Raw genomic sequence first — 14,915 nt, 5'->3', positions numbered from 1 at the left:
CTAGCTGTTTGGTAAGCTGACTTAAAGCAAAACGCCCAGCATAGGGCCAGGCTAATTGCTCGCTACCCCTATAGGAGGGTGATGTGCTCACATTAACAGGTTCGGTTGTATGTGTCAACTCGCACACCAGCAGCGAGTTCATGACTGCTTACAGGCGTTACAAAGACGACGGCATCAGTCTCGAAGAAGCGGAATCATACACGGTGCAGACCAATCACCAGCAGTGCATTGTCTGTGACGCTACCAATTGCTTGCTCTATTTCAGACTGCTGCGGATTATGGTTCGCGGAGCCTAACTCACTCCCACCACCCGCGCCATGAAGTCGTCCCAGGGCGTCTCTGAGCGGCGCGTGTTGTACTTGTAGCTTGCTCCATCGATGTACATCGCCGCATGGTTCGACGGTGTAGTGATGATGTTAGCGGGAGATCGCCCCTTCACCAACGCCCAGAAGCCCTCGATGATGTTCGTGTGGATGGGGCCGTCCACGTACTCGACGCTGTGGTTGATGCATAGGTGCTGCATCCAGTCGCGGACTTCGTTATAGCCTGGCCAGTAATCAGTCACGAGCACTGAGCGTGGGTCAACGTTGTGGCGCAGGAAGTAGTTGATGAGCTTGGTGGTGACGCGGGGGCGCTGGCTCTGCTCTGACTTTGCCGCCAATGTAGGTCTCGTCTGACTCTACGATCCCACACAGCAGTTCCCTATCGTCCTGCATAGCCTTGCGAATCCGCATCGCCATGTACCAGGCGGTTTGTTGGGTTAGGTCTAAGTCACGGGCAAGCTGGCAACTGGACACCGACTTCTTGGCGTTCAGCAAAACAGGCGCTCTACGCTAACCCCAACCGCTATCGCTGCCAAGCGAACTAAGGTGTGTTCACACTTTATGTCATTCCGAGCGCAGCGAGGAATCTAAAGCGTTCGCGCGGATGTCTCTGTCGCTTTGCTCTTCAAAGTGACGCGCAGCATCTGACAACAATGTTAGTTGCGTATATGGTCTCTCGGTACTCCGCGACGCGCCAAGTGCCGCCGCGGGAATGACGCTGCCGGCTGTGGTCCCTTCTCATAGCAATGACGGCAAAGTGCCTACACCCTAGAACCCGCTGCTTGGCGTGAGGCGGTCAACCAAGCCTACGCGCCACAACCATGACTCAAAGCGAATCACCGCCATCCACGTCGAGGATCTGTCCCGTGACCCACGCCGCTTCATCTGAGGCCAAGTATACTGCTGAATGCGCTACGTCGGCCGGATGGCCGTCGCGGTCAAGCGCCGCCGGCGGCAAGCCGGCATCTTCCGGGCCCCGCGAGTCGCCAATAGCGCCGGGGCAGATACAATTCACGCGGATGCCGTTTTCACGATACTCCCGCGCCAAGGTGCGGGTCAGACCGACCAGCGCCTCTTTGCCCGCCGCATAGCCGACGTTGGCTTCCCGGCGCGTACGCGAGGCCGCCGCGACCAGGAGGATAGATCCGCTGCCCTGTTCCATCATCGCGGGCAACACTGCATGAGCACAATAGTAGGCGGTATCTACATTTATGTTCAGCAAGTATCGCCACTCCTCCGGCGCCGTTTCGTGCAGCCTCTGGCCGCCGTAGGCGTAGTCGCCGAGATTGTCGAAGAGCACGTCGATACGCCCCCAACGATCGAGAGCGGCTTGGGCCATTGCCGCAGCGCCCGCAGGCGTTGCCAGGTCACCTGTAGCTACTGCGGCCTCTCCTCCGCGCTCCTCGATCTCCCTTGCCAGCACTTCCAACGGCTCCGCGCGCCGTGCAACCAGCAGGACTCTTGCGCCCTCGAGGGCAAAGCGCAGCGGAGTCGCGCTCCCCATGCCGCCCCCGGCCCCGGCAATCACCGCCACCTTGCCCGCCAAGCGGCCCGAACCTTCTTGATTTGCCATTCTCTTCCTTCCCCTACAGACTCTAATCTCTACCTACTGCAACGCGCTACCATCGAGGAACGGTTTCTCCGGTAGCGCAGGTTTGTAACCTGCGTCTTTTGCGCACGCCTTCACACTCTCAATGAATCGGATGCGCATTCTGACGTACCTCACCAAAACCATCACAACCTTCCCGTAGCGCAGGTTTGTAACCTGCGCCATACTCCATCAATTTATAGATTCACACCAGAATCCGTCGTATTTCCACGGGTCTTCTACCAAGCCGCGTTTCAGCGCATTGGCCAGAATGTACTGTGACTTTTCATCAAATTCAGCCTCGTCTCTTACGATCCGATCGTAGGTCTCGGCTTGCCACAGTCTTCCTTGGCGTTCTCGGACGAGATTGATTTGGCGAGCGCTGTGCCTCTTAACGCTATGCATTATCCCACTCAATGAGTACCACTCGGCTGAAGCGGACTGAAGTGGCGAAGCCAACACGTGCACGTGGTCTGGCATCACAGTTAGCACATGCACGCGCCATTTTACCTGATGCCAATGGAGGACAGCCTCTTTCACGACAGCACGCTCACGCCTGCTTAGATTCGCCCTGACGCTAGCATGCAGGTGAAAGGTAAGGAAATACGCGGAGCCGCCCAACTGCCAGTGGGGGAGATTTCTCTTCTTGGTTGTGAGTGTCGATTTCGCAGGTTGCAAACCTGCGCTACCGGAAGAGTCAAAGACTTTACGTTTCACCACGACACCCGCTTCTCCGATGTACTCGCTAACCCATGGCATCGCTGACCGCTACCCAAGCGCAGGTCGTAAACCTACGCTACCGGAGCATTGGTCTCCTCTGGGTCACAAGAGTCAATCTCGCAGGTTGCAAACTTGCGCTACCGGAGCAACGGTCTCATTTTGGTAGCTCTATGAGGTCCTGCTGTTTTCAATGTTGCAGGGTTAGTATCGTAGAAATCCCACGCAGCGGCTATCCCTCCGCCTTGTGGTACGTATGCGTCATTGATGCTTCTGATTCCGCTACGCCGGAGAGCACGTCCACGTGGCGCTGGAGGCGCATGCGTTCCTTGAGTGGAGCGTCCGGGTCGGCAAGCGCCTGGTAGACTACAGCGCCTTCACAAGCGGCGGGCACAGGCAAGTCCATGAGATAACAGACCGTAGGCACAAGGTCTTTCAGGCTGACGTTGCGCTCCAGCACGTGCCCTCTCTTTACACCCGGCCCGGAGAGCGCGAAGAGACCGCGCATATCGCCCATACCATCGGTGGCGGATGGAAACTGCGGTCCGTGTTGGGAGCCGTATTCATCGGCGTAGCAGAACACCACGTCGCCGGTAGAATCGCCGTAGAGATCCAGCATGCGGGCGTTCTGTTTCTTGAATGCAAAGCCAATGGGCTTTAGCCCGGTCTCCGGGTCGGTATAGTCGTAGAGAGCTTTGATGATCTCATTCTGCACGGCAACGTAGTCTTCCGGCTCCACGATCCCTTCCGGGTCACGTCCCTTCAGGTTTACCCAGACGTACGATGATCCGCTGGCGGCCGCGCGGGTCTTGGACCAATCCACCTGCTTGCGTCCCGTATAGGCCGCGAAGTGCGCCACAGCATCGGGGTCTTCCTCTTCAGCGAGCACCGTAAGCCCCGCGTCAATCAGGATTTGACCGGGGTTGCACTTGTATCCATTCGCCTTTGCGCCGTGATCCGACACGTAAGCATAAAGCGTCCGCCGCGGCGCAGCTTCCGCTATGTCTGCAAAGGCCCGGTCCAGACTCTCGTACATGCGCGCCTCGACTTCCTGCCAGTGTTTGAGGCTCTCCGCGTTGCGGTTGAGCGCCGGATCGACCTCGCTGGCAAAGAGATGGTAGAAGTAGTCAGGCGTATGGATGTGAATGAAGAAGAGGTCCCAGGGCTTGTCGTTCATCAGGTGCCTTGCAGCATCGGCAAACCACTGGTGGTGCATGTCGCAAAGCTCGATAAACGTATCGGCGTCGAACCAGCCCATACGGAACGTGCGTAACCCCAGGTACGGCGCCGGCAGCCCGCGGCATTGCCCATTCTCGAAGATCTCGCGGTCTAAGCCCTGCGGAAAGGTCCAGCCGTCGATTTGGCAAAGCGGCGTCACGAAGAGCGTTACCATCTCGCCGTCCGCAGACAACTCAAGCAGCTTGATGCGGAAGATCGCCTCGGTCTTCCCCAACTCTTCGCTCGTGAATTCGCGAACGATGTAGTCCGACCACTCGCCTACCTTTAGCGAACACATAGCGGTTGCGCGGTCGCGGTCCTCGCAAATGTGCACCGTCGTATAGTCGCCCTGTGCATCCGGTTCCAAGAGCGCATGCCACGTAAGCGGTTTCATCGTGTACTTGGGGTACCGGAAGCGCCACTGTAACTCAGCCTCCAAGTGTTCACCATCTGCCTCGTGCCCCTGCCAGCCTTCCGCAGTTTCCACCTCCACCAGTGTGCCTTCCACATGGTCTTCGGTAGAGAAAAGGGCATCGCCGGAGAAGGTGTACGCGTGGTGAAACGTAGGATGATCGTGCCATTCGTTGACCGAGAGGCCGTACCCGGCGATCTGCCAGCCGTCTTGCATGCGCGCCGGCCAAGTAGAAGGCCAGTTGATGACGATAGACCGTTTCCCCACCTTCTCGGCTGCTTCCCACAAGTATTCGGCTGAGTGCCACCGCGAGTCGAATGCCGCGTGGGTTGTGCCAATCGGCTCCCCTTTCCAGTGGACGTTGAAGTCGGTGAAGCCGGTGCGCCCAGCCGAAGCGCCGGTTGCTATGGTCGTCCAGTTTGGCGGCGTTATCGTGGGATACGGCACCAAGCAGTTATCCGCCCACGTGCCGCTTGCTACGAGTTTCCGCATGAGCGGCATGCGCCCCTCGCACATGAGCCGCTGCAGCGTAGGCAGAATTGGGCCGTCGATGCCGAATACGATCAATTTCTCCGGGGGGCGGTAGGCCATGAGACTTGCTCCCTCTGCTTGCTAGTGGTTCAACATTATTGTAATGATGGCCAGTTGCCTGTGGCGTCGTTGCCCCGCAACACGGTAAGACCACGCAGGTTGCAAACCTATGCTACCGGAGCGCAGGTTGCAAACCTACGCTACCGGAGTTTCTACCCCCCATTGCAAAAGCGTTAGACTGCTCGGATGTGTTGACTTTTCAAGAACCAGCGCGTCATTGCCCTAGCATAGGCAGCAACCCGGCCCGCTATTGCCCTGAAAACAGACCGCCTGCCTCCGTATCTCCCGCCGCGCCCTTTGCGTTATCCCCATGCTCGTTTCCAGGGTCTTTCGATTTGTCACCCTGAACAGAGTGAAGGGTCTAAGATGCCTACAACCAAGCAACATTGCTTCTAGGCGAGCACCTTAGATTCCGCGTCTTCGACGAAGTCAGCGTCTTCGACGAAGTCAGCGAACCCTGTTCGACGCTCTGCTCGGAATGACAGCAGCGGTCAGCTTCTCCAGAGGCATAATCGAAAGACTCTGATGCTCCTTTCCGTCATCCCCAATCTTGTTTCGTTATTCTCAAGCTCGTTGCGCCTTTCCCGCTCTTGTTTCGTCATTCCCGTGAAAGCGGGAAGGTGGATTCACATTTCAAGTGCAACACCTGATTCAGAAACACTTCTGCTGGGGTTTGAAAGTCAAGACACTTGCGCGGGGTGTGGTTGTAGACCTGCACCAGGTGCGCAAAGCGTTCTTTGGTGACCGTGGCCAGGTCGGTCTTGCGCGGCAGCACCCGGCGCAGGCGGCCGATGGCGTTCTCGACACCGCCTTTCTGCCAGGGAGCGTGGGTGTCGCAGAAGAAGGTCTGGAGGCCCAAGTCGTGGAGGCGGTAGTGACGCGCGAACTCGGTGCCGTTGTCGAAGGTGACGGTCTGGCGCCACTCTTGGGGCACGAGCGCCAGCAGGTCGCACATGGCGCTGGCAATCGGGTCGGCCGCCTTGCCGGCGGTGCGTGTGGCCAGCAGCAGCCGCGAATGGCGCTCGTGCAGGGTCAGCACCGCCCGACCATGCCTCCCAAAGAGCATCAGGTCTGCCTCCCAGTGGCCGGGCGTTTGGCGGTTGGCCGCCGCTTGCGGGCGCTCTGCCACAGGCCGGCGCTGCGCGATGAAGGAGGCCGGACTGCGCCCACTGCGCCGGTGGCTGCGTCGTTTCGCCCTGCCGCTTGGCAGGAAGGAGCGCCAAGCGTAGTTCTTGGTGCGCGCAATCTGCCCATAAATGAAGCGATAGATGCTCTCGTGGGAGATGACCGGCGCGCCTTTCTCCCGCGCCAAGCGCCCCGACACCTGCTCCGGCGACCAGCCCCGCCACAGATATTCCAGCACCTTCTCCCGCAAGGCGTCGTCCCGTTCCAACTTGCCGCCACCCCAGCGACGCGCCCACGCCTGTTCATCGGCATACCCCGCTTGATATTCACCACTCTGTGTTCCATTGCGTTTTACCTCCCGCATAATCGTCGATGGCGCGCGATCCAGAGCTGCAGCGATTTGCCGGTACGATTGCCCCGCGGCATGAAGTCGGGCCACTTCACACCGCTCTTCAATGGTAAACTGACTGTAGTATGTTCCCATGGCAACACCTCAGCAAAGTGTTGCACTTCGTTTGTGAGTCTAGCGAATCCATCCCTCCGCGCTAACGCGCGCTGCCCCAAGCAAGGGGCAAATCCCAATGCTGTCACATAGAACTTGATGGGCTCTGCGTCTTTGACGAAGTCGGTCCTCCCCGTTCGTGCTGAGCCTGTCGAAGTACGAACGGGGAGGAGAGCGGCGCAACCTCTACTCCGTTTTCCCCGCCGTTCACCCTGCGACAAGCCTGTGCTGAGCTTGCCGAAGTGCTCAGAGCCTGCCCCGTACTCGGTACGGGGGGCGAACGGATTTGCTGTGTCCGCCTCCATTCTATCTCCCAATTTCAAGAGAGGAGGACGACCGGTATGCGCCAAAAGTTAATGCGACAACATTAGGGGGGACAAGCCCCGCGGTCTTCGACGAAGTCGACCTACGCTTTCGATTCCGCGTCTTCGACGAAGTCGGCGGACACAGTTCGACGCTGCGCTCGGAACGATGTGAACGAGACTGTGCCGGACGCAATCCAGTAGCAACACTGCCTAGTCGGCGGCGGTCGCCACTGTGCCCGCAGCCGCGGCGTAGTAGGGCAAAGCGCTTTCGCCCGCGGCCGCGGCCAGGGCATTCCAAGCGCGGAAGAGCTGCGCGTACATGAGGAAGTAGTCCTCATGCGTCGGCTCGGTCTTGCCAATCTCCGAGGAAAGATAGCCATCGTAGCCGTCGCGCTGGAGCAGTCCAAAGAGCTCGGCATACGGAAACCCATTGACGAAGTCGTGCATGTGCACGTGGCCGATAAGATGCGCTACGCGGCTGTACGTAGACGCCACAGAGCCGCCCACGAGGTCGCGGTTGTCGCAGTTATAGAGAATCCCCACTTGCGGATGGTCGGCGTGCTCTACCGCGGTCATGGCGAAGTGCCAGAAGTTAAATTGTCCGTGCATCTCCAGCATCACATTGACGCCGTGCGGTTCTGCAAACTCGCCCAGCTCACGGAGGGAGTCGCCGACATAGCGCATCACGTCTTCGCGCGGCGGCGGCGGACCACCATCCACGCCCTCCTTGGGCATATCATTGCCAAAGACCCGTATCTGGCGCGCGTTGACGTCAGCCGCAAGCTCGATGTAGCGCTTGCTGCGCTCAACGACTTCCCGTCGCTTTGTGGCGTCCGGTGTGTCGAAACGCGAACTGGTACTGATACCGGCAACTTCCAGGCACGCATCCTGCACCTGGTAACGTATCGCCCGGCGTTCCTCCGCGCTCGTTTCCAATTCCACGCCGTGCTTATGGCCGGCCTCAGCCCGCAGTTCCAGTCCGCTGAAACCTCCCAAACGCGCTACCTCGATGAGTTCCGGCAGCTCCCAATGACGCGCCATGTTGTAAGTCAATAGACAGAGTTTCATCGCCTTGCTCCAAGGATTGTGTAGAGTTTTCCTTTGGCACGATAGCGTGCCCTGGGTGAGTCGTCAACATCGGCTAGCAACAGAGTAGGCAGGTTTTGGGGCAGAACCAACGGCCAATTCCGCGCCACCATGCCAGAAGAAGGAGCAGCGCCGCCAGCCCATTGCATGTGACATCGCCCAAGAAAGTGTCTACACGATCAAGAGAAACCGAGTAAGATGGTTCTCATTCTCACTAGGGTAAAGTATGATGAGGATAGCTAGAGAGCAGACTGGAGGGTGCTTCGATGAAGGATGCCGCTAGGCCGGTGCACGTTAGGATAATTCCCCGCCCTCCCCGGAGGCGCAGGAGGCCATCCAGGTTGCCTTTCTTGGCAATGCTAGCTGTGCTCGGCGTGTTTATCGGCTCCTTCTCCTTTGCCGCTTCTGGGAACGGATCGTGGTTTTCCTCCTTGTTCGCGCGGAGTGCGCCGCAGTTTGAGACGGTTAGCCCGCAAGTCGCGCCGCAGCGCCAGTCTGCCTCGCAACCGGCTGAGCCGCTCGTAGTTCCTTCAAGCGGCAATGAAGCGGGCGCCCCGCCAGCGAAGCCAATCGTCCTTGCGCCGGAACCTGAAACCGTTTCGCCTGCGGCGTCGACCCCGCTGCCGAAATTCACACTCTTGCAGGGCTTGCGGCACGAATACCAGGGGTGGAACAACTGCGCTCCTAGCTCTTTAGGCATGGTGCTTAGCTACTACGGCCGCGCGGAGACGCAGAAAGATGTCGCCCCCCTCCTGAAGTCCGATCCCAAGGACAAGAACGTTAGCCCCCATGAGTTCACGGCCTACGTCAAGAGCATTGGCTTTCAGGCGCACGTCGGCGTGGGAGGCGACCTGGACCTCCTAAAGCGCATCTTGTCCGCTGGCTTCCCCGTGATCGTCGAGTTCTGGTTTGAACCGGAGCCAAATGATGGCATGGGTCACTACCGCGTGCTCTACGGCTACGATGATCAGTCGAAAGTGTTCCACGCTCACGACTCCTACGTGGGACCAAGTGTCACGGTATCCTACACGGAACTTGACTCAGAATGGCAGGTCTTCAATCGCACTTATGTGGTCATCTACCCTTCAGAGAGCCAAGCTGCTGTGGAGACGGTCCTTACCGAGAGTAACAGAGGCAGGCAAATGTGGGAGCGGGCACTGCACGTCGCCCAGCAGGAGCTTTCCCAAGACGAAAACAACGCTTTCGCCTGGTTCAATCTGGGTACGAACGCGCTCCAACTCGGCGACACCCACCTGGCGGCCCAAGCCTTCGATTGGGCGCGGCACTTAGGCCTGCCTTGGCGCATGTTGTGGTATCAGTTCGGCCCGTTTGAAGCCTATTGGGTGCAAGGGCGATACGACGACGTGATCGCACTTGCTAATTCCCACTTAGGGGAGTCTTCCTCGGAGGAGTGGCACTATTGGCGAGGGCGCGCGCGGGAAATGACCGGAGATCTTGCGGGGGCGCGCAGCGACTTCATTGCGGCCATCGAGCTGAATGCAAACTTTCTTGCCGCCAGAGAGGCTTTGGAAAAAAGCCAAGCCGCCTAGGAGAGCGCTATACGCGACAAAGCGAGGCGGGAAAAGGGCTAGTAGTGTATGTCCTTACCTAATGCCTTTACGCCCAATGAAAACTGGTCGATGGCATCGCTAAGCATCCCGCGGGCCTCGCGATCGGAGGAAGCGCGCGCCACAAAATCGACAGGCATGTGCGTATCGGTGCGCAAGGCGACGTAGGCTTTGGCGTAAAGTCCGGGCAACTGCTCCATTGCGACTTCGATCAGTGGTGATACTTCGGATTCGCTCATGTTCACGAAGACGCGCCGGGCGGCGCTTCTAATCTCAAGCGATTCCGAAATGGCAGTCGCGACGTACCGGTCGAAGAGTGCTTCCATCTCGCGTGGGGGACCCGGCAAAACAAAGTAGGTAGTTTTCGCCTTCTTGACCTGAATGCACGGCGCCCAGCCGGCGGGACTCGCCCACACCACCGCACTTTCCGGCACGGTTGCCATCTTGCGCAGCCCATCGCTCAGTTCATCCTCGCCAATTTGCCGTCGGCGCATGTAGTCTTCCAGGAGACTACGGTCTTGGTAGGTGCCCTCGTTGAGCAGTTTGGCAAAAGCTTCAACCGTGAGATCATCCGGCGTCGGTCCTAGCCCGCCGGTAACCACCACGAACTCTGTGCCGTCGTCGGCCGCTCCCTGCAGCACCGGGATCACCTCATCAAAGGTATCCGGAATCACCGTGATGCGCCGCACCTCCGCGCCCAACTCTGAAAGCTGCTGCGAGAGCCAGAACGAGTTGGTGTCCTGAATCCGACCCAGCACGAGTTCGGTGCCGACTGCAACAATTTGCACGGTTGGTACTTTCGGCTCTGCCACGTTTCACACACTCCCATTAGGAAAAGAAAGGAATTCGCCAACCTTCCAAGGGCCCGCGCACGTTCAAGACATTCTTCTTGGTCTTAATGTACCAACTGCCAATCTCGGAGAGGCGGGAGTCAACAGTTGGCAGGACTGTCGGAACCGTTACGCCGCGCACCGTCGTCCTGACCGCGAAACTGTAGCGCGGGCTCAGTAGCATCAGACTGGGAACTTCCTCCGCAAATGCCCGTTGAAAGTCTACGTACATCCGTTTTCGTTCATTCTGGTCCAAGGTGTTGCGGGCATTCTGCAGCGCCTCATCGACTCGGGGGTCAATGAAGCCGGAGAAATTCCAACCTTCAATCTGGCTGGAATGCCAGTTCAGGTAAGGATCGGGTTCTAAGCCGTTCAGCAACCACGTGTACAACGCAATGTCGAATTCATGGGTGAGCAAGAAGTCATTGAGCAGTCCTGAGGGCCCGGCAACTTGTATGTCCACCTCAAACCCGACTTCTCCCAACTGTTCAGAAATGGCTTCCGCGAGTTCAACGTGGCCTGGCAAGTCCGTGGCAAGCAGGGTAAGAGCGAGGCGCCCCTCGCCTTTTATTCGAACACCGTCAGAGCCCACGATCCAGCCCGTCTCCTCCAGTAGATACTTGCTGCGAGCTGGGTCGTACGGATAGCGTACAACATCGGCGGAGTGTACTTGGGAAACCGGCAAAATCGGTCCTTCAAGCGGGTCCGCGATGCCACCTTGCACCTCTTCGGCTAGATATTCTCGGTTGATGGCATGGGCGATGGCTTGTCGTACTCTGCGATCGAAAAACGGCGGACGACGCAAGTTGAAGTAGAGAACTGTATAGCCTGCCAACGACGCGCTGTACGTCTCTACATCCGCAATCTCTCTCACCCTGTCTATTTCCGCAGGCGGCAAGTAGCTCACGCCTTCCACTTCGCCGCGCTCAAGGGCTGTTATGGTAGCGCCCGCGTTTGGGTAGAATTTGAATTTTAGGAAGCGGATGCGGGGTAACCCGCCGAAATAGTCCTCATTTGCCCTGAGCAGCGCGAACTCTTCAGTCACCTCTTCAACACGGTACGGCCCTGTACCCACTGGCGCCAGGTTGAACGGAGTGAGCAAGATTTGATCGGCGCTTACGCCCTCCAAGAGATGTTGCGGGAGAATCCCAATCATCGCATATTCGAGCAGTGGAACGTACACATTATTCAGCAAGAAGATGCGTACGCTGCGGTTACCCTCACGTTCTGCCCGTACGTTGCTCCAAACCGGGTCATTGCGTGTGGGGCTCGTCAACATGGCGTAAGTAAAAAGCACATCGTCCACCGTGAACGGCGTGCCATCATGCCACCTGACACCCTCCCGGAGATGAAAAACGTAGGAACGACTCTGAGGGTCAATCTCCCATCGCGTCGCTAAGTCAGGCACTATCGTACCGTCAGCAGCAAATCGCGTAAGGCCGTTGAAGATCAGTCCCGAGAGAGTGCGCGCCGTCTGGTCATTGGCGAGCATCGGCACCAGCGATGCAGGGGGGCCGAGCGTTCCCTCGATGTACGTGCCACCATAATCCGGAACGTCCACGACGGTAGCAGCATACGCGAAGTATGCCAGCAGCGCCGCCGCCAGCAGCGCGCCAATGCCGCCAACAATCACTATCCCGGATACGCGAGAGGAAGTGGGGGATTGCGTCGTAGACGGCGACTGCGACGAAGTCGACGATTGCGATGAGTTCGACGCCAACCGATCAGTCATACTCTACCCCTGCGGCGCACTAGATGCGCACAAGGACAACGGATACGATGATGAAGAGCGTCGCGATCCCGATCGTGACATTGAAGAGTAAACGATCGACGCCGCGCCGGGTGTTATGAATGGTGTCCGATCCGCCAAATGCCGAGCCCAGTGCAGCACCTCGCGCTTGCAAGAGCACCGCGGCAACGAGCGCGACCGACAGAATTATCTGGATTACTTGTAGGTACTGTTGCACCGTGTGGCGTTCTCCTTGATGTTCCTACCTGTCCCTCTGAGGAATCTGTCTAAAGCATTGATCTGCAGTTGCGCGCGCGTCCTGCCGACCTTGACCTCTACCGACCGCACCGACGCCACGCCTGCCTTCGAGGTTCCTTTGCTACGTGTATTGCTGGCTACATTATACCAACTTCCACGCAGCAGTAGAGACCTATCCTTGCCGCACTTCCTCCAATGGGTATGTTCAAGCGAGCGGAGCCTCTGCGTGCGCCAACTTTATTCTGATTTGGAAGCAGAGTGACCGCTCCGGAATTCATACTCCGGTCTATACCAGTTTGTCAGCACTCATCATACCCGCGCAGGTTCTGCTTCGTCATCTAGACTCCGCAATCCTCCCACGCATACCATCTGAAATTGTACGGCGCAGGATGAGCCGCTATGCTAGAACTAGAAACTTGAAGCGTCGCGGCTTGCTTTAGTACCAAGTCAATAGAAAAACAGTATTGGGCATTGCGAATGGCCGTAACGGACCTATCCGAAAGCTTGCGAGGAGACTGAATCATGTACGAGAAGATTAGCGGCTTTAGTGATGAAATCGTCGACGACTTTGCCGGGCAACTCGACGCCATGCAGGAACTCGGCATCAAACACATCGAAGTGCGCAATCTTGCCGTCAACGGCAAGCCGAAAGCCGTTATCGTTGACCTCACCGAAGATGATTTGCACGCGGCTAAGCGTGAACTCGACAACCGCGGCATGCGTGTTTCGGCCATTGGCTCACCTATTGGCAAGATCTTGATAACTGATGATTTCGATGCGCACATGGAACGCTTCAAGGGCGCGCTTCGTGCCGCTGATATCCTTGAAACCTCCTACATCCGGATGTTTTCGTTCTTCATGCCGGAGGGCGAGGACCCGGCACAGCACCGCGATGAGGTGATGCGCCGCCTGAACGCCCTCTGCGAGGCAGCCCGCCAACATCGGTCCGACATTCTTCTCTTGCACGAGAACGAAAGCGATATCTATGGCGATACGCCCTCGCGCTGCAAGGACATCTTTGAATCGGTAGGGGCTGAGAATTTCCGATTCACGCTCGACCCCGCAAACTTTGTCGCATGCGGTGTGAAGCCGTTTACTGAGGCCTACCCGGAGCTGAAACCCTGGCTGCACTACGTGCACGTAAAAGACAAAGAGTCGCCTGATGGAAAGGTCGTAGTTGCCGGCGAGGGAAGCGCAGAGTGGCGGGAACTCTTGGGCGCACTCAAAGCGGATGGGTACGACGGCTTTTACTCGCTCGAGCCGCACCTGCAGGTTGCCGGGCGCTCATTTGGCTATACCGGGCACGATCTCTTTGCCAAAGCGCACGGGGCGCTCATGGACTTGCTTACTGAAACGGGCTGGCAAGCGCCGTCTAATGTGAGCGCTTCCTAGACCTGATTTACGTGCGGTCAGCCACGGGATACAAGAAGAATTGCCACAACGCGTAGTGGTGGCCAATTTGAATTCTGGCTCGTGGATCGAATCGTCCGGCCCGGCGACCTAACTACGTATCCTCGATAGATGGCAACCGCGACTGCGCCTCGGCTTTGACTTGAAAACTTGGACGCTTGCCGTGCCGCTTGGCGAGTTCTTGGTAAATGTCCTCCGGTACGCCACCACTCTGTGCCAGCAACACCAAACAGTGGAACCAGAGATCAGCCAGCTCCGCCGTCAGTTCGTCCGGTGTCTCATTCTTGGCCGCCAGCACCACCTCGATCGACTCTTCGCCAACTTTGCGGGCAATGCGATCAATTCCACCGCTTAGCAAGTGCGTGACATACGAACCCTCGGGCAGCAGCCGCTGCCGCTCACGAATAGTCTCAAAGACCTCATCGAGTACCGACGCCGACGTTGCAGCGGGCGACTTGTCCGCGGCCATGGCTATTCCTCTTCAAGCGTACGGTAATAGCAGGAAACACTGCCGGTGTGGCACGTTGGACCTTCAGGCCGAGCCAGGATTAGCAGCGAGTTTTCTTCACAATTGCGGTACACTTGCACCACATTCAGATAATTGCCGCTCGTTGCACCTTTGTGCCAAGGTTCCTGCCGGCTCCGACTCCAAAACCACACCTGTCCCAACGCCAGTGTCTTCGCCAACATCGCTTTCGTCATAAAGCCCAACATGAGCACCTGCTTCGTGTCCGCGTCCTGGACCACAGCAGGGACTAGCCCCTGGGCATCGAATTCGAGCCGCTCGAGAGCAGAATCTGTCGCACTCTCACCCATAGACATCGTTGCTTCGCTCATGATTCTCCTATGGTGCGTTTCCGCCGACAATGCACCACTCCACACATCTTCCATCGTGTCAATGCGAGATGCAGCGCATTTGCTTCCCCAAAATTATACCGCAGCGGCACTCAGCTAGTGTGAAAACGCTGCACCAGCGAGTGCTGCAAATCGTTATCCGTCTTTCCCTTTGGAGACCATTGCATAACCCCACTTTCAAGCAGGGGCACTCCCTCTCCTGAGGAGGCTGTCTCAAAAATATATCTATCGGATGTATACTGGCGTGAAGAGGAGCAAGGTGAGGTAGTGGGATAGTTTGTAGAGAGGTAGTGACGATGCCGTTGCGACCGTTTAGTCGTGAACAGGCCTGGCTGCTGCCGCCGACGCTGGAGGAACTGATCCCGGACGACCATCCTGTCAGGTTTGCGGCAGCGTTC

The 14,915-nt window shown here is 57.8% G+C and carries 13 protein-coding genes; 2 read left to right on the top strand and 11 right to left on the bottom strand.

Annotation, left to right across the window (positions count from 1 at the left end):
* Positions 1-292: 292 nt before the first annotated feature.
* From OXE05_03965 to OXE05_03940, 6 genes are all read right to left on the bottom strand, one after another.
* A complete protein-coding gene (locus OXE05_03965; GenBank protein ID MCY4436471.1) occupies positions 293-661 on the bottom strand; it encodes a transposase in 369 nt (122 codons plus the stop codon).
* Positions 662-1,149: 488 nt separating this feature from the next.
* Positions 1,150-1,896 carry an SDR family oxidoreductase gene (locus OXE05_03960; protein MCY4436470.1) on the bottom strand — a complete coding sequence of 249 codons (747 nt, stop codon included), beginning with the start codon at positions 1,894-1,896 and terminating at the stop codon, positions 1,150-1,152.
* 207 nt (positions 1,897-2,103) lie between these two features.
* Positions 2,104-2,670, bottom strand: coding sequence for a transposase (locus tag OXE05_03955; GenBank protein MCY4436469.1), 567 nt, complete (start codon positions 2,668-2,670; stop codon positions 2,104-2,106).
* Between the two features lie 190 nt (positions 2,671-2,860).
* Positions 2,861-4,849: an alkaline phosphatase family protein gene (locus OXE05_03950; protein ID MCY4436468.1), complete on the bottom strand. Its 1,989-nt coding sequence runs from the start codon at positions 4,847-4,849 to the stop codon at positions 2,861-2,863.
* A 598-nt stretch (positions 4,850-5,447) separates the two neighbouring features.
* Entirely contained in the window at positions 5,448-6,458 is a 1,011-nt protein-coding gene (locus tag OXE05_03945) for an IS30 family transposase (protein ID MCY4436467.1), read from the bottom strand.
* Positions 6,459-6,991: 533 nt separating this feature from the next.
* Positions 6,992-7,849: a sugar phosphate isomerase/epimerase gene (locus tag OXE05_03940; protein ID MCY4436466.1), complete on the bottom strand. Its 858-nt coding sequence runs from the start codon at positions 7,847-7,849 to the stop codon at positions 6,992-6,994.
* Positions 7,850-8,223: 374 nt separating this feature from the next.
* On the opposite strand from OXE05_03940, the gene OXE05_03935 reads away from it, so the two are divergent.
* Positions 8,224-9,417 (top strand): C39 family peptidase, encoded by a 1,194-nt coding sequence (locus OXE05_03935; GenBank protein ID MCY4436465.1) that lies wholly within the window; start codon positions 8,224-8,226, stop codon positions 9,415-9,417.
* 38 nt (positions 9,418-9,455) lie between these two features.
* Here the strand turns inward: OXE05_03935 and OXE05_03930 are convergent, their stop codons facing one another.
* The 3 genes from OXE05_03930 to secG form a co-directional block, all read right to left on the bottom strand.
* Positions 9,456-10,247, bottom strand: coding sequence for a competence/damage-inducible protein A (locus OXE05_03930; GenBank protein MCY4436464.1), 792 nt, complete (start codon positions 10,245-10,247; stop codon positions 9,456-9,458).
* Between the two features lie 16 nt (positions 10,248-10,263).
* Positions 10,264-11,898, bottom strand: a complete 1,635-nt coding sequence (locus OXE05_03925) for a peptide ABC transporter substrate-binding protein (GenBank protein ID MCY4436463.1) — start codon at positions 11,896-11,898, stop codon at positions 10,264-10,266.
* A gap of 118 nt (positions 11,899-12,016) precedes the next feature.
* Positions 12,017-12,232: a preprotein translocase subunit SecG gene (gene secG, locus OXE05_03920; GenBank protein ID MCY4436462.1), complete on the bottom strand. Its 216-nt coding sequence runs from the start codon at positions 12,230-12,232 to the stop codon at positions 12,017-12,019.
* Between the two features lie 542 nt (positions 12,233-12,774).
* On the opposite strand from secG, the gene OXE05_03915 reads away from it, so the two are divergent.
* Positions 12,775-13,644 (top strand): sugar phosphate isomerase/epimerase, encoded by an 870-nt coding sequence (locus tag OXE05_03915; GenBank protein MCY4436461.1) that lies wholly within the window; start codon positions 12,775-12,777, stop codon positions 13,642-13,644.
* 112 nt (positions 13,645-13,756) lie between these two features.
* On the opposite strand, the gene OXE05_03910 is transcribed toward OXE05_03915, so the two are convergent.
* Both OXE05_03910 and hisI read right to left on the bottom strand, forming a co-directional pair.
* Positions 13,757-14,131 carry a phosphoribosyl-ATP diphosphatase gene (locus tag OXE05_03910; GenBank protein MCY4436460.1) on the bottom strand — a complete coding sequence of 125 codons (375 nt, stop codon included), beginning with the start codon at positions 14,129-14,131 and terminating at the stop codon, positions 13,757-13,759.
* A 2-nt stretch (positions 14,132-14,133) separates the two neighbouring features.
* Positions 14,134-14,499: a phosphoribosyl-AMP cyclohydrolase gene (hisI, locus tag OXE05_03905; protein MCY4436459.1), complete on the bottom strand. Its 366-nt coding sequence runs from the start codon at positions 14,497-14,499 to the stop codon at positions 14,134-14,136.
* Positions 14,500-14,915: the final 416 nt, after the last annotated feature.

The sequence above is a fragment of the Chloroflexota bacterium genome, from assembly GCA_026710945.1.
GTDB lineage: Bacteria > Chloroflexota > UBA11872 > VXOZ01 > VXOZ01 > VXOZ01.
Note: the sequence above shows the minus strand (reverse complement) of the source record. Positions and strands in the feature narration are given on the sequence as shown.